The organism is Streptomyces sp. CA-250714 (assembly GCF_050936705.1).
In the GTDB taxonomy this organism is placed as follows: Bacteria; Actinomycetota; Actinomycetes; order Streptomycetales; family Streptomycetaceae; genus Streptomyces.
Genome location: NZ_JBNJMI010000001.1, coordinates 883,710 through 910,316, shown reverse-complemented (window position 1 = coordinate 910,316; position 26,607 = coordinate 883,710). Strand labels below are relative to the sequence as shown.

23 protein-coding genes and 1 pseudogene are annotated in these 26,607 nt (G+C 68.5%); 10 read left to right on the top strand and 14 right to left on the bottom strand.

The features are described 5' to 3' along the window. Positions 1–117: 117 nt before the first annotated feature. Both ACQEU8_RS04150 and ACQEU8_RS04145 read right to left on the bottom strand, forming a co-directional pair. Positions 118–1,599, bottom strand: coding sequence for an MFS transporter (locus tag ACQEU8_RS04150; protein ID WP_433096897.1), 1,482 nt, complete (start codon positions 1,597–1,599; stop codon positions 118–120). Between the two features lie 68 nt (positions 1,600–1,667). After that, positions 1,668–2,933, bottom strand: a complete 1,266-nt coding sequence (locus ACQEU8_RS04145) for an amidohydrolase family protein (RefSeq protein ID WP_433096895.1) — start codon at positions 2,931–2,933, stop codon at positions 1,668–1,670. Positions 2,934–3,096: 163 nt separating this feature from the next. Here ACQEU8_RS04145 and ACQEU8_RS04140 point away from each other — a divergent pair, with 163 nt between their 5' ends. Continuing rightward, positions 3,097–4,092, top strand: a complete 996-nt coding sequence (locus ACQEU8_RS04140) for an Lrp/AsnC family transcriptional regulator (RefSeq protein WP_433096893.1) — start codon at positions 3,097–3,099, stop codon at positions 4,090–4,092. Positions 4,093–4,137: 45 nt separating this feature from the next. Here the strand turns inward: ACQEU8_RS04140 and ACQEU8_RS04135 are convergent, their stop codons facing one another. From ACQEU8_RS04135 to ACQEU8_RS04125, 3 genes are all read right to left on the bottom strand, one after another. After that, positions 4,138–4,980, bottom strand: a complete 843-nt coding sequence (locus ACQEU8_RS04135; protein WP_433096891.1) for a hypothetical protein — start codon at positions 4,978–4,980, stop codon at positions 4,138–4,140. Beyond that, positions 4,977–5,756, bottom strand: coding sequence for a GltA (locus ACQEU8_RS04130; protein WP_433096889.1), 780 nt, complete (start codon positions 5,754–5,756; stop codon positions 4,977–4,979). The genes ACQEU8_RS04135 and ACQEU8_RS04130 overlap by 4 nt, the downstream gene beginning before the upstream one ends. A 124-nt stretch (positions 5,757–5,880) precedes the next feature. Next, positions 5,881–6,516 (bottom strand): TetR/AcrR family transcriptional regulator, encoded by a 636-nt coding sequence (locus ACQEU8_RS04125; protein WP_433096887.1) that lies wholly within the window; start codon positions 6,514–6,516, stop codon positions 5,881–5,883. A 100-nt stretch (positions 6,517–6,616) separates the two neighbouring features. Between ACQEU8_RS04125 and ACQEU8_RS04120 the strand changes: the two genes are divergently transcribed. Continuing rightward, positions 6,617–7,468, top strand: coding sequence for an enoyl-CoA hydratase/isomerase family protein (locus ACQEU8_RS04120; RefSeq protein WP_433096885.1), 852 nt, complete (start codon positions 6,617–6,619; stop codon positions 7,466–7,468). Positions 7,469–7,535: 67 nt separating this feature from the next. Here the strand turns inward: ACQEU8_RS04120 and ACQEU8_RS04115 are convergent, their stop codons facing one another. After that, a complete protein-coding gene (locus tag ACQEU8_RS04115; protein ID WP_433096883.1) occupies positions 7,536–8,705 on the bottom strand; it encodes a lanthionine synthetase LanC family protein in 1,170 nt (389 codons plus the stop codon). A 262-nt stretch (positions 8,706–8,967) separates the two neighbouring features. Here ACQEU8_RS04115 and ACQEU8_RS04110 point away from each other — a divergent pair, with 262 nt between their 5' ends. After that, positions 8,968–9,453 (top strand): hypothetical protein, encoded by a 486-nt coding sequence (locus ACQEU8_RS04110; protein ID WP_433096881.1) that lies wholly within the window; start codon positions 8,968–8,970, stop codon positions 9,451–9,453. Positions 9,454–9,533: 80 nt separating this feature from the next. After that, the gene (locus ACQEU8_RS04105; RefSeq protein WP_433096879.1) at positions 9,534–10,142 is read left to right on the top strand and encodes a hypothetical protein; all 609 of its coding nucleotides are present in this window, start codon (positions 9,534–9,536) and stop codon (positions 10,140–10,142) included. A gap of 358 nt (positions 10,143–10,500) precedes the next feature. On the opposite strand, the pseudogene ACQEU8_RS04100 reads toward ACQEU8_RS04105, so the two are convergent. The 8 genes and pseudogenes from ACQEU8_RS04100 to ACQEU8_RS04065 form a co-directional block, all read right to left on the bottom strand. After that, positions 10,501–11,173 (bottom strand): annotated as a pseudogene (locus ACQEU8_RS04100) (glycosyltransferase); the annotation flags it as partial. An 81-nt stretch (positions 11,174–11,254) separates the two neighbouring features. Then, positions 11,255–12,565, bottom strand: coding sequence for a hypothetical protein (locus ACQEU8_RS04095; RefSeq protein WP_433096877.1), 1,311 nt, complete (start codon positions 12,563–12,565; stop codon positions 11,255–11,257). A 163-nt stretch (positions 12,566–12,728) separates the two neighbouring features. Continuing rightward, positions 12,729–14,039, bottom strand: a complete 1,311-nt coding sequence (locus tag ACQEU8_RS04090; protein WP_433096875.1) for a hypothetical protein — start codon at positions 14,037–14,039, stop codon at positions 12,729–12,731. Between the two features lie 581 nt (positions 14,040–14,620). Beyond that, on the bottom strand, positions 14,621–15,343 hold the full coding sequence (locus ACQEU8_RS04085; RefSeq protein ID WP_433096873.1) for a hypothetical protein: 723 nt from the start codon (positions 15,341–15,343) through the stop codon (positions 14,621–14,623). A 134-nt stretch (positions 15,344–15,477) separates the two neighbouring features. Next, positions 15,478–16,845 carry a hypothetical protein gene (locus ACQEU8_RS04080; protein ID WP_433096872.1) on the bottom strand — a complete coding sequence of 456 codons (1,368 nt, stop codon included), beginning with the start codon at positions 16,843–16,845 and terminating at the stop codon, positions 15,478–15,480. 413 nt (positions 16,846–17,258) lie between these two features. Then, a complete protein-coding gene (locus tag ACQEU8_RS04075) occupies positions 17,259–18,140 on the bottom strand; it encodes a hypothetical protein (RefSeq protein ID WP_433096870.1) in 882 nt (293 codons plus the stop codon). Positions 18,141–18,246: 106 nt separating this feature from the next. Beyond that, positions 18,247–18,930, bottom strand: a complete 684-nt coding sequence (locus tag ACQEU8_RS04070; RefSeq protein ID WP_433096868.1) for a hypothetical protein — start codon at positions 18,928–18,930, stop codon at positions 18,247–18,249. Next, positions 18,927–20,009: an NlpC/P60 family protein gene (locus tag ACQEU8_RS04065; protein WP_433096866.1), complete on the bottom strand. Its 1,083-nt coding sequence runs from the start codon at positions 20,007–20,009 to the stop codon at positions 18,927–18,929. The genes ACQEU8_RS04070 and ACQEU8_RS04065 overlap by 4 nt, the downstream gene beginning before the upstream one ends. A gap of 130 nt (positions 20,010–20,139) precedes the next feature. Between ACQEU8_RS04065 and ACQEU8_RS04060 the strand changes: the two genes are divergently transcribed. The 6 genes from ACQEU8_RS04060 to ACQEU8_RS04035 all read left to right on the top strand — a co-directional run bounded on the left by ACQEU8_RS04060 (position 20,140) and on the right by ACQEU8_RS04035 (position 26,465). Next, complete coding sequence (locus tag ACQEU8_RS04060; RefSeq protein ID WP_433096864.1) at positions 20,140–20,751, top strand: DUF6668 family protein; 612 nt, start codon at positions 20,140–20,142, stop codon at positions 20,749–20,751. 11 nt (positions 20,752–20,762) lie between these two features. After that, positions 20,763–21,089, top strand: a complete 327-nt coding sequence (locus ACQEU8_RS04055) for a hypothetical protein (protein WP_433096862.1) — start codon at positions 20,763–20,765, stop codon at positions 21,087–21,089. Positions 21,090–21,171: 82 nt separating this feature from the next. Further along, positions 21,172–21,996 (top strand): hypothetical protein, encoded by an 825-nt coding sequence (locus ACQEU8_RS04050; RefSeq protein ID WP_433096860.1) that lies wholly within the window; start codon positions 21,172–21,174, stop codon positions 21,994–21,996. Further along, the gene (locus ACQEU8_RS04045) at positions 21,981–23,387 is read left to right on the top strand and encodes a hypothetical protein (RefSeq protein WP_433096858.1); all 1,407 of its coding nucleotides are present in this window, start codon (positions 21,981–21,983) and stop codon (positions 23,385–23,387) included. Before ACQEU8_RS04050 ends, ACQEU8_RS04045 begins: the two co-directional genes overlap by 16 nt. After that, positions 23,374–24,873 (top strand): SCO6880 family protein, encoded by a 1,500-nt coding sequence (locus ACQEU8_RS04040; RefSeq protein ID WP_433096856.1) that lies wholly within the window; start codon positions 23,374–23,376, stop codon positions 24,871–24,873. The genes ACQEU8_RS04045 and ACQEU8_RS04040 overlap by 14 nt, the downstream gene beginning before the upstream one ends. An 80-nt stretch (positions 24,874–24,953) precedes the next feature. Beyond that, entirely contained in the window at positions 24,954–26,465 is a 1,512-nt protein-coding gene (locus ACQEU8_RS04035; protein WP_433096854.1) for an ATP/GTP-binding protein, read from the top strand. Positions 26,466–26,607 lie beyond the last annotated feature (142 nt).

Sequence of the window (26,607 nt, the reverse complement as noted above, 5' to 3'; positions counted from 1 at the left end):
TCATGTCGTCCCTTCCGTGACGGCGCGTCGATGACGGGTCCCACGCTCACCGAGGGGATGTACCTGACGAGCGTGATGCCCCTGCCCAGCTGCCGTCGGCCACGGCTTGTGCGCAGGTCATGTGCGTACGACTCCGCGCGGCTTATGGGCTGCCCGGGTGCCGTGGCCGCGCATCCTGTGGATCAGGAACCCGGTCGGGACGGCGGCGAGGGCGAACACGCCGGCGGCCACAGCGATGTAGGCGTGGATGCCGGTGGACGAGTTCACGGTCTCCCCGTCGACGACGGTGTTGGTGGCTCCGAGAATCGCCGACCCGATGAAACTCATCGTCACGGATCCGATCGCGACCATGACCATGACGATGCCGGAGACCGAGGCCTGCCTCTCGGGCGGCGCGAGCACGGAGGCGAGGTTGAACCCGGAGGTGACCAGCGAGCCTGCCGTCAGGCTCAGCATGAACGAGCAGACCACGGCGACCGGCAGACTCGCGGTGCCGGCGGAGAGCATCACCAAGGACGCGGTCGTGCCCAGCGCCACGCCTGCGCCGAGCGGCCAGGCCGGGCCGAGCCGGGTGGCGATCGTGCCCGCCACGACGCCGCCGAGCATGATCCCGATCGACGGGATGCCGAACATCAGGCCCAGCGCCCCCGGCCCGGCGATCCCGTAGCCGAGACCTTCGTCGGGAGACACGTCGACGAGCAGGCTGAACAGGGAGAGCATGCTGCGGTACGCGCCCGTCCCCGTGACCACCACGAGGAGTCCGAGCCCCAGGGCCAGTGAGATGCCGCGGAGATCGATCACGGGCTCGGGTATCCGGCTGAGGACGAAGAACCAGACCAGCAGCAGCGCCACGCCGCCCGTGAGGATCGCGAGCGGGACGGCACCGGCCCAGCCGAGTTCCTGCCCGAGACTGATGTAGACGAGGACGCCGGCGAGGCCGCCGCCGAGGGCGAGCCCACCGCGCAGGTCGACCGTGCCCGGCGTGCGGATCCGCGAGTTCGGGATCACGCGCCGCACGCAGAACGCCGCCACGGCCGCGAACGCCGCCGAGACCACGAAGACGAATCGCCAGCCGAACACCGCGGTGGCGCCCTCCAGAACGAAGGGGGAGACGATCCCGAACACCGCGGAACCCGAGGTGACGACACCGGTCACGACCATGGCGAACCGCGAGGTGCAGAGGTCCCGGATGATCGCGACGCTGAGGAACATGGCGGCGACCGCCGACCCTTGCAGGGCACGTCCGAGGACGAAGACGCCGATGTTGGGCGCCAGCAGACACACGACTCCGCCGATCCCCGCGACCAGCAGCGCTGTCACCAGCACCCGACGCTTGCCGTGGATGTCGGCGCTCTTGCCGAGCAACGGTGCCCACATGGCTCCGGCCAGCATCGCGCTGGAGTCGATCCACGCCAGCTGATCGGTGTGGAAGGCGTCCTTCAGCTCGGGCAGCACGAAGGTCGGCGCCGCGAGGACGGTGTCGACCATGACGTTGACCAGGATGAGGATGGCGACATAGCCGATGACACGGCGGGTCCAACTGCTGTGCGTACCGTCCGATGACTCGTCCGCGGCCGCGCCGGACGTCTCGTCCTGCATGAACTTCTCCTTCCCGCTGCGCCACAACCGGGACGGCACGCGGAGACATGGGATCGGGCCGGGCCGGCTCACGGGAGCAACCCGGTGGAAAGTCGTCCGACGGCGGAGGGGCGCTGATCCGACGCGCCGCCGTCGGGAAGCGCGAGTTTGTGGATGACGCCCTGTTGGGCGACGAGGGCGATCCGCTCGGGCGCCGCCAGCAGGGCGATGTCCTTGAGGGGGTCACCCGCGCACAGGACGAAGTCCGCGGCGTATCCGGGGCGCAGGACGCCGAGTCGGTCCTGGACTCCCAGCAGCCGCGCGCTGTTCGAGGTGGCCGCGCGGATGGCGTCCATCGGCGACATGCCCAGCTCCACCAGGCACGACAGCTCGCGGAGATTGTGCCCGTGCGGGGTGACGCCGGCGTCGGTCCCCGCTGCGATGTTCACCTTCCGCGCGATGGCCTCGGCGAGGTTCTCCTTGGCCCGCTCGTTCCAGCGAAGCTTCATCTGGTAGCGCCACGGTGCGGTCTTCTGCGGTTCCACCGGCTGGAAGACGGCCGAGAGCGTCGGTACGAGGAAGGCCCCCCGCTCGCCGATGAGGTCGCATCCTTCGTCATCGATGCCGAACCCGTGCTCGACCGAGCGGACGGCGCCGCGCGCCGCCGCGATGATGCCGGCCCGTCCCTGGGCGTGGGCGGCGACCGGCCGTCCGCGGTGCCGCCGCCCTTCCTGCACGGCCGCCGCGATCTCCTCGTCGAGCAGATCCTGGTCATCCGGGTCGTCGTGGGCGCTGGTGATGCCCCCGCTCGTGCAGATCTTGATGACGTCGGCACCGGCCCGCAGCATCCGCCGCACCGCCGTGCGGACGCCCACGACGTCGTCGGCGGTCTCGCAGTAGCCGATGCCGAGGCTCTTCCCGCTGGGCAGGGTGTCGTCGGCGTGCCCGCCGGTGTGGCTGATCACGCCGACCGACGTCTGCACGCGAGGGCCGGATATGAGTCCCGACGTGACGGCCTCGCGGAAGCCCCGGGGGAGTCCCCCCAGATCGCGGACGGAGGTCACTCCGGCGTCGAGCGTGGCACGCAGTCGCGCGGTGGTCCGGAGGACTTCCACGACCGGGTCGGACACCAGCGCGGTCTCCAGGACCGAGCGGTCCGAGGGGACGCCGAGGTGGGTGTGGCAGTCGAACAGTCCGGGCAGCAGCGTCCCTCCGCGGCCGTCGACGGTCCTGACGTCGGCGCGGGCCTCGGGGGCTCGGGCCGACGGTCCGGCGTAGGTGATCCAGCCGGCGGCGTCGGTCTCCAGGACGGCGTCGTCCACGACTTCGGAGTGCATCCCGTCGATCAGCCGCACATTGCGGATTCGTAGGGGCGCTTGATTTCTCGGTTCCACTCGTCGACCTGTTCTCGCTCGGTTTCACCAACAGCCGCACGCTAGGCTCGTCTTGTGTGCACGCCCCGAAAACGCATGGGATCTTCATGAGCCAGGGGGATGCTGCGGGAAAGCTGCAGTCCTGATGTCCGCCGGGTCTTTCGACGAACTCGATGTCGCCACCGTCGACGCGGTGCGCTCGGCTCCGCGTGCGAGCTGGCGGGACCTCGCGAAGGTGCTCGGCGTCGACCCGGCGACGGTGGGCCGGCGCTGGGCCCGGATGGAGTCCGAGGGCGTCGCGTGGGTCACCGCGTACCCGTCGGGAGGAGCGACGCCCGCGTGCGCCCTGGTCGAGGTCGACTGCGCGCCGGATCGAGCCAGGGACGTCGCGTGCGCGCTCGCGGAAGACACGCAGGCGGCCACGGTCAAGGTGACCAGCGGCGCGCGGGACGTGCTCGTACTGGCCCAGGCGCCGACTCTTCCGGCCCTGTCGGACTACCTGCTCGGCCTGGAGGGGCGGGTCCCGGGGATCGCGAAGGTGCGCGGCCACGTGGTCACGCGGTCCACTCTGCAGGCCAGCCACTGGCGGGAAGGGGCGTTGAACCAGGAGCAGAAGCAGCTCCTCGGCTCCGGCGCGCCGCCCCGTCCGCGCGGTGGCGACCTGCTCAAGGACGCGGATCTGCGCATTCTGCGTGCGCTGCACACGGACGGGCGCATGTCGTTCGAGCGGCTCGCCGAGCATGCGGGCATCGGCCCGGTGTCCGTGAACCGCCGGCTGACGCGGCTGCGCGCGGCGGGACTTGTCACCCTCCGGTGCGATGTCTCACCGCACCTCTCGGGCCGCGCTGTCTCCGCGGTGTACTTCGGCTCCTTGGACGTCCAGGACCTGACAGCCGCGGAGCAGCGCATCCGCGCCCTGCCCGGCGTGCGCGCCTCCACATTCGTCGCGGGGCCCTTCAACGTGGTCATCAACGCGTCGCTGCGATCGACATCCGAGGTGCACGACCTGGAGTGGCGCATGGGCCAGGAAGTACCGGCCCTGCGCGTCCAGGACCGTTCGGTGGTGCTGAACATGACCAAGCTGCTGGGGCGGATCCTGGACCCGGAGGGCCGCTCCGTGCGCGCCGTGCCCCTCCTCTAGTGCGCCAGCCGGGGCACGGCTGGATCGCCCTGTTCCAGGCCCCGGTCAAGGCGCCTGACCCTCGTGGCTGTCGTGGCCCGAGGCCAGAAGCGGAGGCGAGGTGTCGTCAGGGGGCGCGGGGAAGTCGGCCACGGAAAGGTCGACTTGCTCTTCGCAGCCTTCCCGTGCGCACTCGCAGGAGAAGGGCAGTACGACATCCGACGTGTCCCCGAGTGCCCGCGCCCACGACCGGGTGAAGAAGGTCTGGTACTGAACGACGAAGGCACGGTTGGCGTAGCGGAGGAGCTGCCGCCGTTCCAACGGGCTTGTCGCCACCGGCCCCTGAGCGAGCACGTCGGCGAAGTGTCCTTCGGCCTCCATGACGACGTGCTCCGGCCCGCACGAACCGTCGACCACCACGACCCGCCCCCCGAACTGCCTCACCTCTGCCCCGATCACGTCGCCCAGGTGCTGGTAGAACTCCCCTACGCCGGGGCGCAGGTCACGCTCGTCGAGCCGGTCACGCTGGAACTCCGGGGTCGGCAGGAGCCAGAGGGCCGGGCCGCCGCCGACCACCTCCGGCGTGATCGGTGTGCCCTCGGCAATCGTCAACGGTGTGGTTGGCAATGCCCGGAGGTCGTCCCGGATCATGGGGCCGCGCGCGTGGTGCAAGGACATCGCGAGCCGGTCCTCCATGGGCGCCGACCAGCGGTCCGGGACCGGCATCTCCTCGTACCGGATCGCGGCCTGATGCCCCGCGGCGATCGCCCGGTCGCGGTGCTCCCAGGTGTGAGCGTCGGCGTTGTACCAGCGCAGTCCGTGGCGCCGGGCGAGCAACCGGGCGACCGTGGACTTGCCCACGCCCGGCGGGCCGCCCAGCCACAGCACGGCGTCGAGGCTGTCCGTCATCTGCCGCTCCTGGAAGCCTCGGTCGAGGCCGTCGGCCGCCAGCGCCAGCCGGAGGCATGCAGCGCCTCCGCACGATCGAGGACGATCTCCTGGCGCAGTCGCTTCTCCTCCTCGTCGTGGTAGGCAGCGGTGACGGTGTGCTGCCCGGGGTGCTTGCGGTAGAGCTCGCCCGGCTCGGGCTGCATCCACCCCCGGCTGACGGCCTCGCAGAACAGGAGGAGCGCTGCATCCTCGAAGGCCGGGATCGCGGGCCAGCCGCCCACGAGACGCACAAGGTCGGTACGGGCGGTCAGCGTGGTGCCCATCACCGGGAGTTCACCGCGCCTGGCACCGTCCAGAAGCGCCCGCTCCGGCAGCAGTCCCGGGTCCGGGTCGTACGGTCCCGGCTCCAGATGGCCGTCGGCGTGGAGATCCAGGCACGGGGCAACCGTCCAGCCGTAAGCCGGATGGGCCTCCAGAACCTCGATGTCGCGGGCGAGGGACATCTGATCGGGCAGCAGGTCGTCACAGTCGACGCAGCGCAGCAGCGTTCCGGTGGCACGCGCCAGTCCCAGCGTGCGGGCCTGCGCCGCACCACCCCAGCGGCCGGCGCCCTTGGAGATCCACGGCGCGTCAGGAACGGCTTCCAGCGGCCGACCCGTCCGCCCGTCCTCCTGCACCACCCATTCAAGTCGCCAGCCGGCGGGCAGCTTCTGCCCGCGCAGGCACTCGTACAGTTCGCGTATATAGACGTACCCGCCCTCGTGGACGGGCGTCAGAACAGTGATCGTCGGCATCGGGGATCACAACGCGGACAAGGGGCGACCGGTTCAGCGGACAGCGGGCCTTGGGCGGTGGATTGGTGCGATGCCGAACGTGCTCGGTGAGGCCGGCGCGGAATGCCGGTTCGCGTAGGCGAGTTCAGCGGTAAGCGCGCAGAAACGCGTCGACGCCGTCGGCGATGACGGCCGCGATCGTCGGCGCCTCGGCCCCGGTGTCCTGCCCGGCCTTGAGTTCGTCCAGTGCGAGGCCGATCGTGAGGGCGCTGAAGTGCCGCGCCGCGAGGCCGGGGTCCGCGGCTCGGAGCTCGCCGTTCGCGGCGAGTTCGGCGAAGCGCTCCTCCAGCATCCGCTCGGGAAGGTCGCGCGTGACCTCGGGCAGTCGAGGAGTCGACCACGGCTGCGAGGTCAGTCGCTGGAAGGTGACGTAGGCGGTGGACGGAACGGCCTGGGTGATCACCCGCTGCCCGAACGCCGTCAACGCGTCCTTGAGTTCACGGCCCGGCGTGAGCTCCTCGTCGAGCGCGGTCCGTACGACACCGACCACGGCCTCGTGTGCGCGCTCGACCACCCGGGCGAAGAGCGTCGCCTTGTCGCCGAAGTGGTCGTAGACGGTGCGCTTCGACACCTGTGCGTGGCCCGCGATGGCATCGACGCCCGTCCGTTCATAGCCCTCGGTGAGGAACAGTGCCTCCGCCGCGTCCAGAATCGCGGTCTTCTTGGCCTCGGACCGCCGTCGGCGCCCGGGAGTCTGAACCGTCGCGATCGTCCTCGCCATGGCCCCAGATTACCTCCCGCACACCAAAAGCACACTCATGAGTGTACTTTGTGAGAGGACAGCCCAGAGGCTGCCGGACCCGTACACGGAGGTAGTGGCAATGCCATTCGAACCATCCGAGCAGTGGGAGGGCTACATCGCGCCGCCCGCATTCGAGGAGTACTCGGCCCGGTACCAGGACTTCTTCCGGATGCGACGCGAAGGCGGCATCATCGAAGCCCGCCTGCACACGAACGACGGCCCCTACGCCCACACCCACGCCGCACACAACGCGTGGACGCGGGTGTGGCAGGAGATCGGCAACGACCCCGGGAACCAGGTGCTGATCATCACCGGCACCGGCGACAAGTGGATGACCGGCGACCCGAAGGGGCACAACCCCCGGCCCGCCTCCGAGCTGGACCCGGACCACACCCACCAGCGGATGATGGACGGCTGGAAGCTCATCGAGAGCTTCGTCACCAGCATCGACATCCCGACGATCGCGGTCGTCAACGGACCGGGCGTGCACACCGAGTTCGCCATGATGAGCGACGTCACCTTCGCCGCCCCGGACGCCGACTTCATGGACCCGCACTTCTGGCTGGGCTCACCACCCGGCGACGGCCAGGGCATGGCCCTGGAAGCCCTGATGGGGCCCAAGCGCGCCGCCTACTACATCTACGCGGCCAAGCCGATTCCGGCGGACAAGGCGCTGGAGTGGGGGATCATCAGCGACGTGTTCCCGCGCGAGCAGCTCCTCGGCCGCGCCTGGGACCTCGCACGCTTCATCATGAACCGCCCGCGCTACACCCGGTGGGCCACCCACAACATCGTGTCCCGGCACTGGAAGAAGGCAGTGACCGAGGACTTCGGGTTCCACATGGCACACCAGATGCTGGCCAACATCGCCGGCAAATCCCGGGTGCCCGATCCGGACCTGATCACCGACACGTATGAGCGACACGTATGAACGACAGGTATGAGCGACACGTATGAACGACAAGGGGAGGCTTGACGGTTTATGACCGGTGCGGCGTTCAGGCCAGCAGCAGGCACGCGTCCCAGTCGGCGGCCGGCCCGGAATCCGGCTCGGTGCTCTGGAAGGCCAAATCGGCTCCCGCGGCACCGTCGAGGAAGCCGGTCTGCTCCGGCGGGCTCAGGGCGCGGAAGCGTGCGCGGAGTTCGGGCAGCCGGCTGGTGAACGACGAGGGGCCCTCCGCGTCCTCGGAGACACGCTGGAGAGTGCGCATCAGGCCGCCGATGCCGTGCCGCAGGCCGCGGTTGGTGAGCTGGTCGAGCTGGCGAGTGTCGGCCAGGCAGTACAGGAGAGCGCGTTCAGCCATCCTCTTGCGGTCGTCGTCGGCCAGCGCGATGGCCGCGAGCTGCTGGGCACGGGCCAGCCCTGGGGTGCCGTGGCACCAGGCCGGGGCGGTCGCACGTACGGGGGCTGACCCGGCCCCGGAGACCCACTGCGGCCAGCGCGCTCCGTCCCAGGCGATCTGCCGTATGCGATCGAGCCAGCCGCATATACGGGACATGGCGATGTCGTGGTCGTCCACGGTGATTCCCCGACGCTTGGCCAGGGCGAGCAGCGAGAGTGGTCCGGCGATGCCGTGTGCCGGTCCGGAGGCGGCGTGACCACCGGGCGCCGCGGGTGCGTTCAGGCCGGGGGCGTGGCCCACCCACCAGCCGGGCCGCGGCTGCCCCTGCGGGCCGCTCACGGGTTCCGTGAGCCGGACCAGGTACCGCAGGACGCTCTTCAGCTCGCCGCTGTCCGGTCGCCGCCGCAGCAGCAGGGCACCGAGACCGGTCAGGCCGCTCATCAGGTCGTACTCGGCGTAGGAGGCGTAGCGGCCCTGGTCGATGCGGTCGTGAGCGGCGACCAGACGGCGGCGGGTGAGCGCGGCGACGATGCCGTCGAGCGTGCGCAGGACATCCGCGTACCGGTCGGCGCCATCGGCCGCGAGGTGCAGCACGTACGCCATCGCGGGAGCACCGGAGAACAGGCTCGCGTCGTCATCGTCGGTCAGAGGGCGTGCGTCTGGGCGTGCGAGTCGCCGGTCGACGACCTGCCAGGGCAGGAGTCCACGCCGGGCCTGCTCGATGTCGAGCAGAGCGGTCCCGAGTGGACCGCGCGCGAGGGACGGGCCGGTGGCCGGGTCGGTGTCGGGTCCGGCTGCGGCTGCGGGGGGAGTGCTGATCGTCACGGTGCTCCTCCGGTGCGGGGTGGTCCTGGGCCGGCGGAGTCAGGGGACCCGGGGCACTTCCCTCCGGGGGCGTCGGCCACCGGAATCGTCGTCCGGTTGGCGGGCATTACGTCGCTGTCGGTATTCCGGTTCAGCGCTCCGGCATCGAACGCTCGGTAGCGCCGTCGGTTGCCCGTAGCCGAACGGTGGAGAGAACCGGGATGCGGCATGGCACGTAGTGCGGTGCGGAAGCGCACAGCTGACGGCCGGAAGGGGAGCTGACGTGGAAGAGGAACCGAGGGGATCACGTCCCTGGGATGAGGAACTGCCCCCGGCGGAAACGGCGTCGCTCCATGACCTCGCCCAGACCCTCCGCAGTCTTGGCGACTTCGCATCCTCTCTGGAGCAGCCGGCCCCCTCCGAACAGGAGACGGCCGAGCAGGCCCGGCGCATACACCACCTCGCCGACTGGATCCGCGCCGCTACCGCCGCCCTGATGACGCCGGCGGGCGACCTTCCCACTGCCTTGGAAACCTGGGGCGATCCGGAACCAGGGGAGTTGAGCCACGCCATGCTCGTCGCCACGCTGATGCACAAGGGCGGGTCCTGTGTCCTGCCCTCTTCAGCCATGATCTCCGATGCGCTGAGTGGACGTGACGGCGCACTGCACGCCGTGGCGCTGGAGCCGCTGCCCGACGGGTTCATCCGCCTCTCTGTCTGCCCGCGGCCCGACACCGACGGTGCGGGCACGGCCTACACCTCGCCATGAGGCAGCAGATTCACTTGCCCCGGCCCTGCCCATGTCTCTTGGTGAGCTTTTTCTGAGCTTGCAATGACTGCGGCAGGGTCGTGGCACTCGTAGCCTTGCGTGCCATTCCCCTCATCATTTCCTCCAGAACCGAGCGTCCTTTTTGGCCCAGCGGGTTCTGCGGGATCTGCGGGTTCTGTGGGTTCTGCGGGTTCTGCGGCTCCTGGGGTACGGGCCTCGGGGGCGGGTTCGGGGCCGGCCTCGGGTTCTCGAACTGCGGTGGACTGTCGGGTGGCTGTGTGGTTGAGGGCGGGTTTGGGGGTGTTGGGGGAGGGCTGTATACGGAGGCTGAGTACTGGGTGGAGTCCGAGTGCTGGCTGGAGGGGGTGGTTGGTCTCTGGCTGTCGGGTGGCTGTGTGGTTGAGGGCGGGTTTGGGGGTGTTGGGGGAGGGCTGTATACGGAGGCTGAGTACTGGGTGGAGTCCGAGTGCTGGCTGGAGGGGGTGGTTGGTCTCTGGCTGTCGGGTGGCTGTGTGGTTGAGGGCGGGTTTGGGGGTGTTGGGGGAGGGCTGTATACGGAGGCTGAGTACTGGGTGGAGTCCGAGTGCTGGCTGGAAGGGGTAGTTGGCCTCTGGCTGTCGGGTGCCTGGGCGATGGTCGGCGGGGTCGGAAGGGCCGAGGAAGAAGCCGTACGCCGCCTCCGCTCCTGACTCGTAGTCAGGTCGCGATAGGTGTCTACCGTGCTGTCCAGAAACCTGTCGTACGAGTCTTCCGAGGCCATGCTGCTGCGCGGATCCTGCTCGGGCATTTTCGTTGCGCCCCCATCCTCTGGCCGGGGAGCGGATGGATGCACGAGCACTCCACAGCCCGGCCCTTGTCGTCGTTTCGGCGTACTTCAAGCGGAGAGACGGAGCCGAGTCCGTCCCGGTTCAACTGGCAGCAGCCACAGGTCCCACGCCCGGAGTTGGGGCGACAGGGCGTCCAGGGGCAGCACGGCGCGCAGTCTGCCTGCTGCCGGCGTCGGGCGGAGCGGCAGTCGGACGGACGATTCCGGACCGTGGTGATGGCGGCCCCGACGATGGTCATGCCGAAGGATTCGAGGCTCGAGGTGACGGCGCAGATTGCGCCTTTCACCCACTCGGCCTCGATGGGGTTCGCCGGGCCCACCAGGAACACTTGGGTGTGGAGGCCGAGTTCGTCGATGAGTTGCCTCCGTCCGGCCCGCTCGCGGCCTTGGCCGTAGCTCCGCAGGCCCCAGTCGGGGCGCTCGGCGATGACCCGGGCGAAGGCGTTTCAGTACGCCGTAGTGCTTGGCAGGGGCGAGTCGTCCCGCGGCGACGACCCACTTCCCCGCACCGTCCGCCGGGCGGATGTCCGGTGCGGGCACGCTGTTGGGCAGCGCCTCGACGCGTACGCCGGGCAACCGGAGCGCGCTTCGATAGGTCACGGGCGTCGGCCTCGGTGACCGTGGTGAGCGCGTCCAGCCGGGGATGGACGCGGCGCAGCAGGAGCTCCATCCGAGGGGAGTGCGTGGCGAGCGTCAGGTGTTCCCGGCCCAGGCGTGCGGGGCCACGCCGCGGCTGCCTGGCCGTATGCACATTCAGCCCGGGGCGGATGCTGAGGACGACATCCGCCGTTGAGCCGGCCAGGTGCGCGCCGATGCGACGGTCGGTGAGCGCGCTGAACCGGGGTACTGGCCGTCGGCGGCGGGGAAGACGCGGGCGGGACGGGGCGTGTTCGGGCTCGCGGACCTGTGACTGGTTGCAACGGAAAGGCTCGTCAGCAGGCTGACGGGTCCTCAGCCTCGTGCGAGGGCGAAAGGCTAACGCTTTCTCCTCTCCTTGCCTGCTGATGAGGAGTTGTGGGAGATGTTTCCCGGAGGGGGCGAGGGCCGGCTGGGGTCTTGGTGCGAAGGCTGGTGGGGATTGTTGTAGGCGCTGTATTGCTGTTGGTTGAGCCAAGGGGCGGCCGGGTTCTGAGGGCCGGAGCTGTACTGCTGCTGCGGTGGCTGTGCTTGCGACTCCGGAATGCCGTGGCTGCTGTCCGGCTGTCCTGCGCGTGCCCCTGACGACTGATCAGTTGTACTCCTCCCCGTCCGCTCCTCGTTGAAACGATCCCGAATGCTTTGCGTCGGCGCATGCGTCGGGAGCGCTTTTCCGAATCTCTCCAAGTGCCAGTGGCGGAGGTCGGTTTCCCTGAATTTGGTCCAGTCCTTGTGTTCTCGTGCGTAGTATATGGCGTACAAGGGGGCGTGGAGGTGCCGGTTCGCGTATTGGCGCGGGGGATTCTGGCTTCTCCAATATTGTGCGATACGCTTGTCCTCGGTGATTTCGGCATCAGTACGGAGGTGCTGAGCCCTGTCCAGTGCTTCTCCAGTGAGGCCTCTATCCTTCGCGAATTCTGTTCGCAAGTCTCTGGTTGGCTGGCCGGAGAGTGTCGAGCCGTATTTGAGTTGATACCACTGCGACACGTCTCGCTCTCGGAAATAGGAGAGATCTCCATGGGTCTGTGCGAAATAGAGCGCATGAAACTTGGGGCTCATGTCGGGGGACAGATATCGAATATTCTGGTCTTTCCAATATTGTTGAATGATGCGGTTCTGTGTCTCGTTGGGGAGCTCGCGGATGTGCTGTTCGCGGTGGTGTGCGGCATTGAACTGGTCTGCGATCTGTCGGAATCCTTCCAGCCCCTGTGCCAGGTTCATCTTCCTTATTGGGTCTTGTCCGAATTGGTTGAGGAGGGAGCTTGCCAGTTCCAGTTCGAGGAGTACGTTGTCCTGAATCTGTGGTTCGGATTTGGCGTATTCGCGGTATTGGCTGTGTTCGTGGCGGAGTGCTGCTTGGGTGAATGGTGTGTTGGTTCGGGTGTTGTCCAGGTGTTTCAGGGCGTTCCAGTTGTTCCGTAGATTTGTGATTGCTTCGTTGATTGGGGCGATGGGGTCTGTGATGGTGGGGGCCAGGATCGGGTCCGTGAGCGAGGGGTTTGTTTCCCTTTTGCGCCACTCGAGTACCTGGAGGGCGTCTTCGACGTGCTGACTCAGTGCCATTCGCTGATTCGCCAGAGCCTTTTTCTGCTCGTATACCTGCACGGGGGTCAGTGGCTCGTCCTGCGAGCCTTCGTTCTGCGGAGGCATGGCTGATCTCCTCTGTTCGGCATGATCTTGCGGTGTCGGCACACCGGTACGACTTCGACAACGGGCGGGGCGGGGGTCTGGTGTAATCCGGGCCTGTGCTGATTGCAGCGGAAAGGCCGGTCAGCGGGCTGACGGGTCCTCAGCCTCGTGCGAGGGTGAAAGGCTAACGCTTTCTCCTCTCCTTGCCTGCTGATGAGGAGTTGTGGGAGATGTTTCCCGGAGGGGGCGAGGGCCGGCTGGGGTCTTGGTGCGAAGGCTGGTGGGGATTGTTGTAGGCGCTGTATTGCTGTTGGTTGAGCCAAGGGGCGGCCGGGTTCTGAGGGCCGGAGTTGTTCTGCTGCTGCGGTGGCTGTGCTTGTGGCCCCGGGATGCCGTGGCTGCTGTCCGGCTGTCCTGCACGTCCTACTGGCGGCTGATCAGTTGCAGTCCTCCCCGTCCGCTCGTCCTCGAAACGGTCGCGAAGGGATTGAGGCACTCCGTGCGGCGGCGGCAGTTCTCCGAATCTCTCCAAGTGCCAGTGGCGGAGGTCGGTTTCCCTGAATTGGGTCCAGTCATTGTGTTCTCGTGCGCGATATCTGGCGTACAGAGGGACAGAGTAGTGCCGGTTCATGTAGCGGTGTGGGGGATCCTGGCGTGCCCAGTATTCTGCGATACGGTAGTCCTCTGTGATCTCGGCGTCGGTCCGGAAGTGCTGGGCCCTGTCAAGTTCTTCCCCGGTGAGACCTCTATCCTTCGCGAATTCTGTTCGCAATTCACTGGTTGCGGAACCGGAGAATACAGAGCCATATTTGACACGAAACCACTCCGGTATGTCTTGTTCTCGGAAGTAGGTGGGATCTCCATGGGTTTGTGCGAAGTAGAGCGCATGAAGCTTGGGGTTCCTGTCGGAACCCTGGTATCTTTTGCCCTGGTCTTTCCAATATTGTTGAATGATGCGGTTCTGTGTCTCGTTGGGGAGCTCGCCGACGTGCTGTTCGCGGTGGTGTGCGGCATTGAACTGGTCTGCGATCTGGCGGAATCTTCCCAGCCCCTGTGTCAGGTTCGTCGTCCTTGTTGGGTCTTGTCCGAATCGGTTGAGGAGGGAGCTTGCCAGTTGTAGCTCCAGGTGCACTTTGTCCTGTATCCATGGCTCGGATTTGGCGTATTCGCGGTATTGGTGGTGTTCGTCGCGGAGTGCTGCCTGGGTGAATGGGGTGTTGGTTCGGGTGTTGTCCAGGTGTTTCAGGGCGTTCCAGTTGTTGCGTAGGTTTGTGATTGCTTCATTGATTGGGGCGATCGGGTCTGTGATGGTGGGGGCAAGGATCGGGTCCGTGAGCGAGGGGTTTGTTTCCCTTTTGCGCCACTCGAGTATCTGGAGGGCGTCTTCGACGTGCTGGCTCAGTGCCATTCGCTGATTCGCCAGAGCCTTTTTCTGCTCGTATACCTGCTCGGGGGTCAGTGGCTCGTCCTGCGAGCCTTCGTTCTGCGGAGGCATGGCTGATCTCCTCTGTTCGGCATGATCTTGCAGTGCGGGGGCACCGATGCGACCTCGACAATGGGCGGGGCGAGGGTCTGGTTTGGTTCAGGCCTCTGCTTGTTGCAAGGGAAAGGCATGTCAGCAGGCCGACGGGCCCTCATCCTCATGCGAGGGCGAAAGGCTAACGCCTTCCCCTCTCCTTGCCTCCTGATGAGGAGTTGCCGGAGATATTTCGCGGGGGGCGCGAGGGCTGGCTGGGGCCTTGCTGTGACCGGTGGAAAGTGTGGAAGGTGCCGTATTGCTGTGGGTTGAGCCAAGGGGCGGCCGGGTTCTGAGGGGCGGAGTTGTACTGCTGCTGCGGTGACTGTTCTTGCGGTCCCGGGGTGGTGGAGCTGCTGTCCGGCCGCCCGCCAACTCGTGCCTGATACTCGGCGTACAGACGGTGAGTGGAATAGCGGTCCTTGTAGAGGCGCCCCTGGCTTGCCCAATAATCTCTGATGCGCAAGTCCTCTTCGACCTCGGACTTACTGCGGGGGCGCTTACTCCTGTCCGGTGCTTCCCAGGTGATTCCTCTATCCTTCGCGAATTCTGTTCTCAATTCATTGCCTGCAGGGCCCTCGAGTGTGGAGCCGTATTTGAGCAGATGCCAATCCCCTATGTCTTGATCGCGGAGCAAGGAGGGTTCCCCATGTGTCTGTGCGAAATAGAGTCCATGAAGTCGGGGGGGTGGCGGTCGAGTTTTGATATCTTGTGGATCGATCGTTCCAGTATTGTTTGATGATCTGGTTCTGCGTCTCCTTGGGGAGTTTTCCGATGTGCTGTTCGCGGTGGTGTGCGGCATTGAACTGGTCTGCGATCTGGCGGAATTTTTCCAGTTCCTGTGCCAGGTTCATCTTCCTTGTTAGGTCTTGTCCGAATCGGTTGAGGAGGGAGCTTGCCAGTTGTAGCTCCAGGTGCACTTTGTCCTGTATCCATGGCTCGGATTTGGCGTATTCGCGGTACTGGTGGTGTTCGTCGCGGAGTGCTGCCTGGGTGAATGGGGTGTTGGTTCGGGTGTTGTCCAGGTGTTTCAGGGCGTTCCAGTTGTTGCGTAGGTTGGTGATTGCTTCGTTGATTGGGGCGATGGGGTCTGTGATGGTGGGGGCCAGGATCGGGTCCGTGAGCGAGGGGTTTGTTTCCCTTTTGCGCCACTCGAGTATCTGGAGGGCGTCTTCGACGTGCTGGCTCAGCGCCATTCGCTGATTCGCCAGAGCCTTTTTCTGCTCGTATACCTGCTCAGGAGTCAGTGGCTCGCCCTGCGAGCCTTCGTTCTGCGGAGGCATGGCTGATCCCTTCTGTTCCGCATGGTCTCGGTGCCGGCCGCGAAGGTTGTGTCAACTGCGAACGGAGGCGGGGCCGCAGCCCCGAGGACTGGTGCGACGTCTCGTGCTGCTCGGCGAGCGGCTGAGGCGAAGGGCTAACGCCCCCTTTTTTGACCCCCCTGTCCGGAGCGTGGAGGGTTCGGGGGCTGAGCGCGGTATTGCTGGGGGTCGGACCCGGTGGCCGGGTACTGCGCATGCGCTTCGCTCACTGCCTGGGGAAGGAAGTGCCCGGCGCCGCCGTATCCGGGGACTGGCCCGGCGCCGTATCCGGGGACTGCTCCGCCGCCATATGCAGGGCCTGCTCCGGCGGACTGCTGGGTGTACGGATTCGGAGCGCCGACCCCGTAACCCGGCTGTACACGGTGATCCACCGACGACCGATCATCGGTAGGTATCCCTTGCAGAGCCTTTTGGAAATCCTCTCTGATCTTGGGGTCCACGTTCCCAACCGGGAGAGCTTCCCCCCTCGTGTCCAGATGCCACCAATACATGTGTTTCTCTGTGAGTTTGGTCCAGTCGCCGTGCACCCTGCCGTGGTATCTGCCGTAAAGGAGGCTGTGTACGTGTCGATTGCGGTAGCGGACTGGTGGATTCTGAGCTGCCCAGTATTGTGCGATTTGCGCGTCTTCTGCCTTCTCGGATTCGGTGCGTGGGGGCCGAGTATTACTCGGTGTCGCGATACCTCTGTCCTTATTGAACTCCTCCTGCATTTTCTTCGGCAGGTTGCTATGAACCTTCTTGCCGTGTTTCAGTTCTTCCCAGTATCTTTTGTCCTTGTCTCTGAGTTGGGAGTAGTCTCCGTGTGTCTCCGCGAGAAAGCGTGCATACAGCACGTGATGCCTGCCGCGCCCCTCGTACCTGTACTTGCCTTCCCAGTACTTCGCGATCAGTCGCTCTTGTTCGTCGAATGTGAACTCGTCGAAGCTCGGCTCTGTGACGACCAGATTTCTTTGATCGGACACAGAATCAATGGGTGAGGGAGAGGGAGAATCTTCCTGTTCCCGAGCGTGTACCGCGTTGATTTCCTTGGCGACTGCATTGAAGCTTTTCCAGGCACCTGCCAGGTAACTCTCCCCTGCCTCGTCCGGTCGGTAGTGGTTGGCGAGGGAGATCGCTGATCCCAACTGGAGGGACACCCTGCCTTGGATTTCCGGCTCGGAGTTGGCGTAGGTCTCGTAATAGCGGAGGACTGACGTCCGGTTGTAGGGCGTGGTCTTCCGTGTCTTGTCCAGGTACTCGAGGAATTCCCAGTTGTCCCGAAGCTGCTTGATCGCCTCGCCGGTCTCGGCGATCTGATCCGTGGCTGTGGGGTCCGTTTCTCGCTGGTACCACTCAAGAACTTGGACGGCGTATTCGATGGCCGGGCGCAGCGCCATCCGTTGGTCTGCCAAGTCCCGCTTTCGCTCGTACACCTCCTCGGGAGTCAGTGGCTCACTCTGCGAACCTTCATTCTGCGGAGGCATGGTTCGTCCTTTCTGTCGTGGGAGCGGAATCCCGTCCGGAAGCGGTAGGAACTTTGGCTGCCCGGCGCCGCGCCGGGCAGCCGAAACTCAAAGGAGGCGGAACTTCGTCAACGAAGCTTTATAGTCACCACCGAGCTGTCGTCCCATCCCAGAGACCATCCTGTCGCGGAGACGGAATGGGTCGATTCTGCGGCAGTGGCAGAGCTTGCGGTCAGTGGAATGGCGACTCCCGCGGCAGCGATGGCGAAGGCGGCAATCAGACGGGAACGCCGATGTTTTATGTGTCCTCCATGTGTGGTGACGGTTCGCTCTCCACCCGGCGCGGAACATCCCGGGCCGGTGGTTCTTCCGGCAGGTAGCAACGGACCCGCGCTGTCAGCAGTTCAATCGGAGGCTCACTCGGGAGGAACCCCTCACGGGGCCACTGGAGCGGCGGCGTTGCGGGCGGCTTCGAGCCGGGCCTGGTGGTCCAGTACGGCGGCGAAGCCGTTGCCGTGCTCGCCGGGTATCTGGTTGCGCAGGCGCACCATGGCGAGTCCGACGGACAGGGCGGCGTCCAGGTCGCTGATCTGCGTCCAGAGCGTGTGGGCGCGGGCCGCGGACGCCTCGGCCTGTTCGTCGGCTCCCTGGTAGTGCCAGCGCTCCGCGACGTCGCGGTACAGCCGTACGCCGCCGACGGGGTCCCCGGCCAGCGCGGTGATGCGTGCGCGCGCCTCGCGGACGCGCAGCGCGTCGGGGTGGGAGAGACCCAGCGCGTGCGCGGCGTGCTCATCGGCCTGCACGGCGAGGGCGACAGCCTCGTCCATGCGACCCGCCGTCGCGTACGCGTCCACGCGGGCCACGGCATCGTCGAGAGAGTCGGGAGCCGTCGGCGGGTCCACGGGCACGGAGGCCGCGGCCGGCACAGGTGCCGGGCTGGGGCCGGGCCGCTCCGCGTCCATGTCCCGGGTCGGGGCGGCGACATGGACGTCGGTGTCCGGGTTCGCGTCGGGGGCGGGGGTGTTGCGCTTCTTGGAGGGCTTGCCGCGCGTGGGGGTGCCGGAGAGCTCGCTCACGGCTCCGTCCGGCGCGATGACCAGAAGCCAGACGGTGCCGTCGGGCTCGGTGGCTTCGGCGCGGACCGGGCGGCCCAAGGCACGGGCCGTCGCGGCGACGGCGTCGATGGCCGAAGAGCGGGTGGGGTGCTCGATGGTGGGACGCAGCGGGCCGGAGACTCCTACCCGCCCGTCGTGCCGGACGACGAAGACGTAGGCCGGCCATGCGGGTACCTCGGTCGGCTCGTAGTTGGTGGGCATGCTGCTCCTTGGGGTCGAAGAAGGAACTGACGGCGGAGTGCCCTGCGGGCGTCGCCCGGGTAGGACGGCCCGCCCTCTGGCGGCGGCCCGGTGGGATTCGGTGGCGCTACCGCGCGGTGATGTCGGCGACCTGCCAGGGTGCGTCGGCCGACTTGCGGACCAGGTGCACGAACGCCACGACGGACGTGGGCTCCTGTGTCCATCCGTCGCGGCCGTGCGGCGTCGGGGCGACGGTCCACTGCCGCCAGGCCACGGTGTCCGTGTCGTCCGGCATTGCCGCGTCCTCGGTCTTCGTCAGTGAGACCTTGGTGTAGGCGCGGTGCTTCGCCCACGTACCCCACTGGGCGCCGGGGCCCGAACGCGCTCGGCGCTCGCGGAGTTGCCCGGCGTACGACGGGGTCAGCCACCCCGCGTCGGCGGTACGCACACCGGCGTCGGCCGGACCGCGGTCGATGGCGGTGTCGTACGTCCACATCGCCGTGAGCGCCCCCTTGCTGACGGCGTCGGCATCGGTACGGTCGACGTCCTCGGGCTGGGGCACGCCGCCCTTCGGGGTGCGCTGGGTCTTGTTGGTCCCCCTGGTCTTGTCGGTGGCCTCGGTCTCCCCGGCGTCCGTGGGCGCGGGGGAGCGAGGGCCGGTGCCGGGCGAGGCCGCGGCGGGTGTGCGGCCCTTGTCGCCGCCGTCGGCAACGCCGTTGCCCACGGCACCGCACCCGGCCAGAAGGAGGAGTGCGAGTGCGAGCGCGAGCCCCGCCGTGGCGGCTATGGCGCGTGAACCGAGCGTATTCATCCGAACCGCCTCACCTTCTGGGGCTTGCTGGCGTAGTAACGCTCATCGAGCTGGCTGATCTTGACCACGTCGCCCGTTTTCGGTGCGTGGATGAACTGCCGGTTGCCGAGGTAGATCCCGATGTGGTCGTAGCTGCCGTTGAGGTTGAAGCCGATCACGTCACCCGGTCGCATCGCGTCACGGGCGACCGGCCGTCCCTTGGTGACCTGGATCTGCGAGGTGCGGGGCAGGAGCGTCTTGCCGCCGCTCGCGCGGTAGACCGCGTACTGGACCAGGCTGGAGCAGTCGAACCCGACCGTGCCCGCGCCCTGCGCGAACCCCTTTCCGGGGCCGTCGGTACCGCCGCCGCCCCACGAGTACGGGGTGCCGAGCCATTTCTTGGCGTAGGCCACGATGCGGCCGCCGAACTCGCCGCCGTCCTCGGCCGGTGCGTCCTGCCCGTCCATGCCCTCCGCCGCCTCCGGCCCTTCGCCGGTGTACTGCACCATCGACGCGGTGATCCGCGCGACATAGGCCTGCGTCTCCGGGTACGGGGGTATGCCCCCGGACTTCTGGACGGCGCCGGGACCGGCGTTGTAGGCGGCGAGCATCAGCCGTGTGGGATCGCCCCCGGTGCCCAGGGACTTGACCTTGCCCGCGAGCCAGCAGTCGTAGCGGGCCTGGGTCATGATGGCGTCGCCAGGGGTGAACGGGTCGGCCCTGCCGTCCGGTTCGGGGCTGCCGTCCTTGCCTGCCGCGTCCACGCCCCACGTCTCCCAGGTGCCGGGCATGAACTGGCTCAGCCCGTGGGCCCCGGCCGGGGATTTCGCGTTCGGATTCCAGCCGGACTCGGCCGCGATCTGGGCGGCGATCAGCGGTGCGCTGACCTCTGGGCACTCCTTGCCGGCGCGTTCGATCCACACGGCGTACTCCTGCGGAACGCGGGCGGTGTCGAGCGCGGTGACGGGGCCTACGACGGGAGCGCCGAGGTCCGCCTCCGTCTCCTCCTCGGCCGCCGCCACCACGGAGAGCCCGACCAGCAGCGCGAGCAGTCCCATGACGACGACACCTCCCGCCCATCTCGCTGTTGTCGTGGTCATCTGCGATCTCCCTTGAACCAGTTCGTTCGGAGGTCCGTATGTGGGACCGCAGTCGAAAACCTGGTTTTGAAATGGTTTGTCAATTTTTGGAGCGAGTCGCGACGTCGAGTTCGCGTCGGAGGGAGATGCCATGGCCGGGGATGCGCCGGTTTCCAACCCCTGGCTGTCGCCGAACCGCCCTTCGGCGGGCAACAACGGGGAGCCGCAGCGATCGGTTCAGGACGCGCTGACGGCGCTGACCGGACCGGCGGCACCGCAGGGAGCCGGCGTACCGCGGCCCGCGCACGTACTGCCCGTCACCGCACCGCAGCCGATCGCCGGTCCAGGGTGGTGGTGGCTGGGCGTCCATGGCGGTGCCGGGGTCACCACGCTGGAGCGGGCGGTGCCCGGTGGCCAGGACGCGCATCGCGCCTGGCCCGTGTCCGAGGTCCCGCAGCCGGTCGTGCTCGTGGCGCGCTCCAGCGCCGGTGGCCTCAAGGCCGCGCAGAGCGCCGCACAGCAGTGGGCTTCGCGCACGGTCACCGGCGTCGAGCTGCTCGGCCTGGTCGTGGTCGCGGACGCCCCCGGCCGTCGCCCCCGGGTCCTGCGGGACCTGCTGCGCCTCGCCTCCGGCGCCGTGCCCCGGCTGTGGGAGATCCCGTGGGTGGAGGCGTGGCGGCTCGGCGAGCCGGCCACGGCGCATCTGCCCCGGGAGTGCGTGCCGCTCGCACGCGACCTGGCCCAACTCACCCGACGCGCGTAAGGGGAAATCGCATGTCCAGTCTGTTGGCGGCCGTCTCGGTCGTCTCGGCCGCCTCGCAGGATCTCGCTCACCTCGCCGCCGATCCGGCCCCGTCCGGGGTCCCGGACGTCGGCGGCGGGTCGGCGCCGCCCGGATCCGAGGGGCTGGTGACAGTGCTCAAGTGGGTGGCCTGGACCGTCACCGCACTGTGCGTCGCGGGCATCTTCGGCGTCGCCGCGCGGATGGCCGTCGACCACTCCCGGGGCGGCAGTCGTGAGCACGTGAAGGGGCTGGGGCTGGTGCTGGGCGCTTGCGTGCTCGTCGGCTCCGCCTCCGGCGTCGTCGGAGCGCTCGTCTGACCGGCCCACGGGCCGTCACCGAGCAGACCCGGCGAAGCGGTACCGGACACAGCAGATACGAATCACAGGGATGGGCAGGGACATGGCAGAGTCCGGCAACCGCGCGGGCGACGACGAGCCGCGCAGCCCGTGGCTGCGTGGCGGCTTCGTCCTCGCGGTCGCGTTCATCGGCTTCGTGGCCGTCATCGGAGCGGTGGTCCTCATCACCTCCGACTCCTCAGGGCCCGGCGGCCGGGAGGACGGCTCCACCGCGGCCTCGGCAGCACGCAAGGCGACACCCCCGGCGGGCGGCGGCGCCACGGAATCTCCCCCGTCGGCGGCGGGCGGCGCGGGCGCCTCGTGTCCCGAACTGGCCGACAAGCGGAAGGAGTTGCCCGCCGAGATGCCCGGAGGCGTCACCTGGACGCTGTTCCAGGGCGTCGCCCTGCCCTCCTCGAAGGCCGCGGGCCCGGCCGTGACCGAGCGGGACGTGGCCCGCTGCTACGCGCACACCCCGCTCGGCGCACTGCTGGCGACCAGTCAGATCAGCGTGCGGTACCTGGCCGCTGACGACTGGCGGCAGGTGACGCGTACGCAGACCGTCGGCGCGGGGCGCCAGTCCTACATCGCCGCCCGGGCCAAGGCGGAGCGCACAGCTGGCCCGGAGACGCCGGGCGGCGAGGGGCAGGGCGAGGAGCTGAACGACGGACAGGCGCAGGGACAGATCGCGGGCTTCAAGTTCGTCACGTACACCAGCAGCACGGCGGTGATCCAGACCGTGTGGCGGTTCCCGGACGGCCGGATGCAGGCCGCCACCACGACGGTGCTGTGGCGGGACGGCGACTGGCGGCTGGAGTACCCGGCCGATCCGGCGGCGCCCACCCCCGTCGACTCCCTCGCCGGATACGTCAAGTGGGGCGGTGTGTGATGGCGGGCTGCGACTTCGGCTTCGCGCGTCCCACGGTCGGCGGCTACTGCGTGGGGGAGGGCAAGGGCACGAGCCCTCAGGACCTCGGCGACAGCGCGTTCGACAACATCGTCGACAGCGCGGCCGAGGCGGCGGCGTCCACCGTCAAGGCACTCGGCAGCGCGTGGGCGTCGATCGAGAGCCCCGACCTCGGTGCGGACAGCGGCCCCGTGGAGTTCCTGCGCGGCTCCACCGTGTGGTTCACCTCCTTCACCGCCGTCCTGTGCCTGCTCATCGCGGCCGGGCACATCGCCTGGCAGCGCCGCAGCGAACCCGGCAAGCAGGCCCTGCAGGGGCTGCTCAACCTGGTCGTGGTCTCCTCGGCCGGAGTGGCCGCCGCCAACCTGCTGACCGTGGCAGGGGACAGGTTCAGCGTGTGGATCATCGACAGGTCCACGGGGTGCCGCCAGATCAGCCCGGACGGCGAGCCCGTCGAGCAGTGCGTGTCCGAGTTCGACAAACGGGTCTCGGCCATGCTCGCGCTCGGGGACGCGGACTCGTCCTTCCTGGTCCTGATCATGTCCGTACTGGTGATCGCGGCCAGCGTGGCGCAGATCGCCCTCCTGATCGTGCGGGTGGCGCTGCTGGTGATTCTCGCCGGCACGCTCCCGCTCTCGGCGGCGGCGAGTTCCACCCCGGCAGGGCGGGCCTGGTTCCGCAAGTCCGTGGGCTGGCTGCTGGCCTTCGTGCTCTACAAGCCGGCCGCGGCGATCGTGTACGCGGCGGCGTTCTCGATGCCCGGCACGGAGGGGGACGGGGAGGGAAGCGAGATCATCTCCATGGTCTCCGGAGTCGTCCTGCTCGTGCTGGCCTGCTTCACCCTGCCCGCGCTGCTGCGGCTCGCGGCGCCCGTGGCGCAGACCGCGCTCTCGGGCACGGGCCGCGGCTCCACATCCCGTGCCGACAGCGGAGACCGCCCCTCGGCCACGGGTGCGCAGACCGTGCCGCAACTGCGCGGCCTCGCCGCCGGGCGGCCGGTCTCCGGGGCCACGCTGAGCATGGACCGGCCCGAGGCGACCGGCGCGCGCGGCGCCCCGGGCAGTGCGGCAGTGCGCCGCCCGGCGCATGGCGCCGGCGGTACGCCGCACGTGCCCCCGGGCGGCGAGCACACCACGGCCACCATCGCCGAACGCGCCCGGCACCCGCACCCGTCAGCCGTACGCAACCGGCCCGGCGAGCAACCAAGCGCCGAACAGGACGGATCCGGCAAGGAGTTGCTCCCCTCCGCGCCCGCGACGACGCGCGACCGGCTGGCAACTGACGGCCAGACCACTGACCGCCAGACCACTGACCTGCAGACGACCCACCCCCACCACGATGACCAGCAGAGGGAATCCCGTGGCAGCGACTGACCTACACACCCCACGCACCTACGGCAACTTCCGCAAGCCGCGCACCTCCGGGCTCCGGGGCCTGTCCCTGGGAGCGACGCTGCTGGTGTTCGGCGGCCTGATCGCCGTCGTCCTCACCACACTGGTCTCCCTCTGGGCCGCGCTGGCGCTGGCCGTCCTGCTGGCGCTGGCCATGGCTCCGCTGGCGCTGCGTGACCGCCACGGCCGTACGCTGATGCAGCGCGCCGCGGTCCGGCTGGCCTGGTGGCGCACCACGTCCTCCGGCGGCAACCTGTACCGCTCGGGCCCGCTGGGCCGGGCGGGGAACGGGACGTGCCGGCTGCCCGGGCTGGCCGCGCAGTCCTCCCTCAGCGAGGCGCAGGACGGTTACGGCCGCCCCTTCGCCGTGATCAGCGTCCCGGCGACCAACCACCACACCGTCGTCCTCTCCTGCGACGCGGACGGCGCAGCCCTCGTCGACGAGCGGCAGGTCGACACCTGGGTGGCCCACTGGGGCCAGTGGCTCTCGGCGCTGGGCTCGGAACCCGGGCTCGTCGCCGTCGGCGTCACCGTGGAGACCGCGCCCGACCCCGGCGTCCGGCTCCAGCAGGAGATCTCCACCAACGCCACCGAGGACGCTCCGGAACTCGCGCAGCAGATGCTGCGCGACGTACTCGCCGCCTACCCCAGCGGATCGGCGCAGATCACCACCCGTATCGCGGTGACGTACTCCGGCGCGGCGAGCCCCGGCGAACCCCGGCGCAGCGCCGAGGACATGGCGGTCCACATCGGCACTCGACTGCCGGGCCTGACCGCGGGGCTGTCCATGACCGGAGCGGGCACGGCCGTACCGATGACGGCGACCGAACTCGCCGAGGCCATACGGGTCGCCTACGACCCGACCGTCGCCGTCCTCGTGGAAGAGGCGCGCGCCACCGGAGGCACCGGGCTGACCTGGGACGAGGCGGGCCCCATCGCGGCCGAGGAGGCGTGGGACCACTACCGGCACGACGGGGTCTTCAGCGTCACCTGGGCCATGACCCAGGCCCCGCAGGGCGAGGTTCTCTCCAACGTGCTGACCGGCCTGGTGCAGCCCACGCGCGAGATCGCGCGCAAGCGCGTCACCCTGCTCTACCGCCCGCACAGCAGGGCGGAGAGCGCCCGCGTCGTCCAACAGGACTACAAGAACGCCCTGTTCACGGCGCAACAGTCACCGATCGGACGGGCGAGCGACGACGCGGAAGTGGCGGCGGCGCGGAAGGCGGCCGAGGAACAGGCCCAGGGACACGGGGTGATCCAGTTCGGCATGCTGATCACCGCGACCGTCGACTCCGCAGCGGATCTGCCGAGGGCGACCGCCGCCGTCGACAACCTGGCGCCCGCGGCGCGGATTGCCGTCCGGCCGGTTTACGGCTCACAGGCCGCGGCGTTCGCTGCCGCGTTGCCGCTGGGTTTGGTGCTGCCCCTGCATACGGCCCTCCCGCAGACGGTGCGGGACGCGATGTAGGCGGACGCGCCCCGTCAGGGGCGCGGGGAACTGCGCGACCAGCCACAACGCGACCCGCAGGCAGTACACAGGAGGAATCAATGGCACGTACGACCGAGAAAACGCGGGGCCGAAAGGACAAGACGGGGGCACCCAGAGCCGCCAACAGCCGGCCGCAGGCCACCGCGCGGGGCTGGCCGGGAAGGGGCGGCGGCATGGTCGGCTACGTCGACCCCGCACCGGAATGGCGCGGCACCTCCGTGCAGGTCTGCGGCCTGTGGCCGTTCGGCGCGGGGGCCGGAACCCCCATGGTGGGGGTGCCCCTCGGCCGTGACCTGGATTCCGGCGCCACTGTGTGCTGCGATCCGGTCAGCTGGTTCATGCGCACGGGACTGCTGGCCAGCCCCTCGATGTTCGTGCTCGGCCGTCCCGGGCTCGGCAAGTCCACCGTGGTGCGGCGGATGGCGCTCGGACTGTCCGGCTACGGGGTGCACCCGCTCATCTTCGGCGACCTCAAGCCCGACTACGTCGATCTGATCCGGGAGATCGGCGGACAGGTCATCAGCCTGGGCCGGGGACGCGGGCACCTCAACGTCCTCGACCCCGGCGAGTCCACCGCGGCGGCCGCCCGGCTCACCGGCAGCGCGCGCCGGGGGCTCCTGTCCGCCGTCCACAGCCGCCGTCTCAACATGGTCTCGGCGCTGGTGACGATCCTGCGCTCCGAGCCGCCGAGCGACCGCGAGGAGACGCTGCTGGCCACGGCGCTGGCTCTGCTCGACGACCGGCACGACCCCGGTCACACACCGGTGCTCGCTGACCTGGTGCGGCTCATCAAGGACGCGCCGGAGCCGCTGCGGGCCGTCGCGCTGGACCGCGGTGACCTGGCGCGGTACTGGGACATCACCGAGAACCTGGAGGCCTCGCTCACCGCGCTGTTGGGCGACGGCCTGCTGGGCGACTCCTTCGCCCGCCCGACGACGGAGCCGATGAAGCTCGACCGCCCGGTGTGTTTCGACATCAGCAACATCGACGACAGCGAGACGGTGCTCCAGGCCGCCGCGCTGCTGTCGTGCTGGTCCTACGGCTTCGGCGCGGTCTCCGCCGCGCACGCCCTCGCGGACGCCGGGCTGGAGCCGCAGCGCAACTACTTCCTGGTCATGGACGAGTTGTGGCGGGTGCTGCAGGCCGGCCGCGGCCTGGTCGACCGGGTCAACGCCCTCACCCGCCTGGACCGGCAGCGCGGCGTGGGCCTGGCCATGGTCACCCACACCATCGGCGATCTGCTCGCGCTGCCCACCGAAGAGGACCGGATCAAGGCCAAGGGCTTCGTGGAACGTGCGGGCATGGTGGTCTGCGCGGGCCTGCCGCCCGCCGAGATGCCTCAACTCGGCCAGGTGGTGGAGCTGACGGAGGCCGAGAAGCGGCTGCTCGTGGACTGGTCGACGCCCCCGGCGTGGGACGGTGCGCTCAGCCGCCGGGCCGACCCGCCGGGCCTGGGCAACTTCCTCGTCAAGGTCGGCAGCCGTCCCGGCATACCGCTCCATGTGGACCTGACACCGGGGGAGTTGGCCGTGAACGACACCAACAAGCGGTGGAACAAATCGGCTGTCTGAGGTGAACCGGTCCGCGGGGCGATCCGTAGGAGCGGGTGAGAGGCCGCCTTCCCCCGCGGGCGGCCTCTCACCAAGAACTGGGGGCTGACCGCTCCCTCCCCCCGGAGCGGTCAGGCCCCTTCCCTTTCTGCATGGCTGTTTC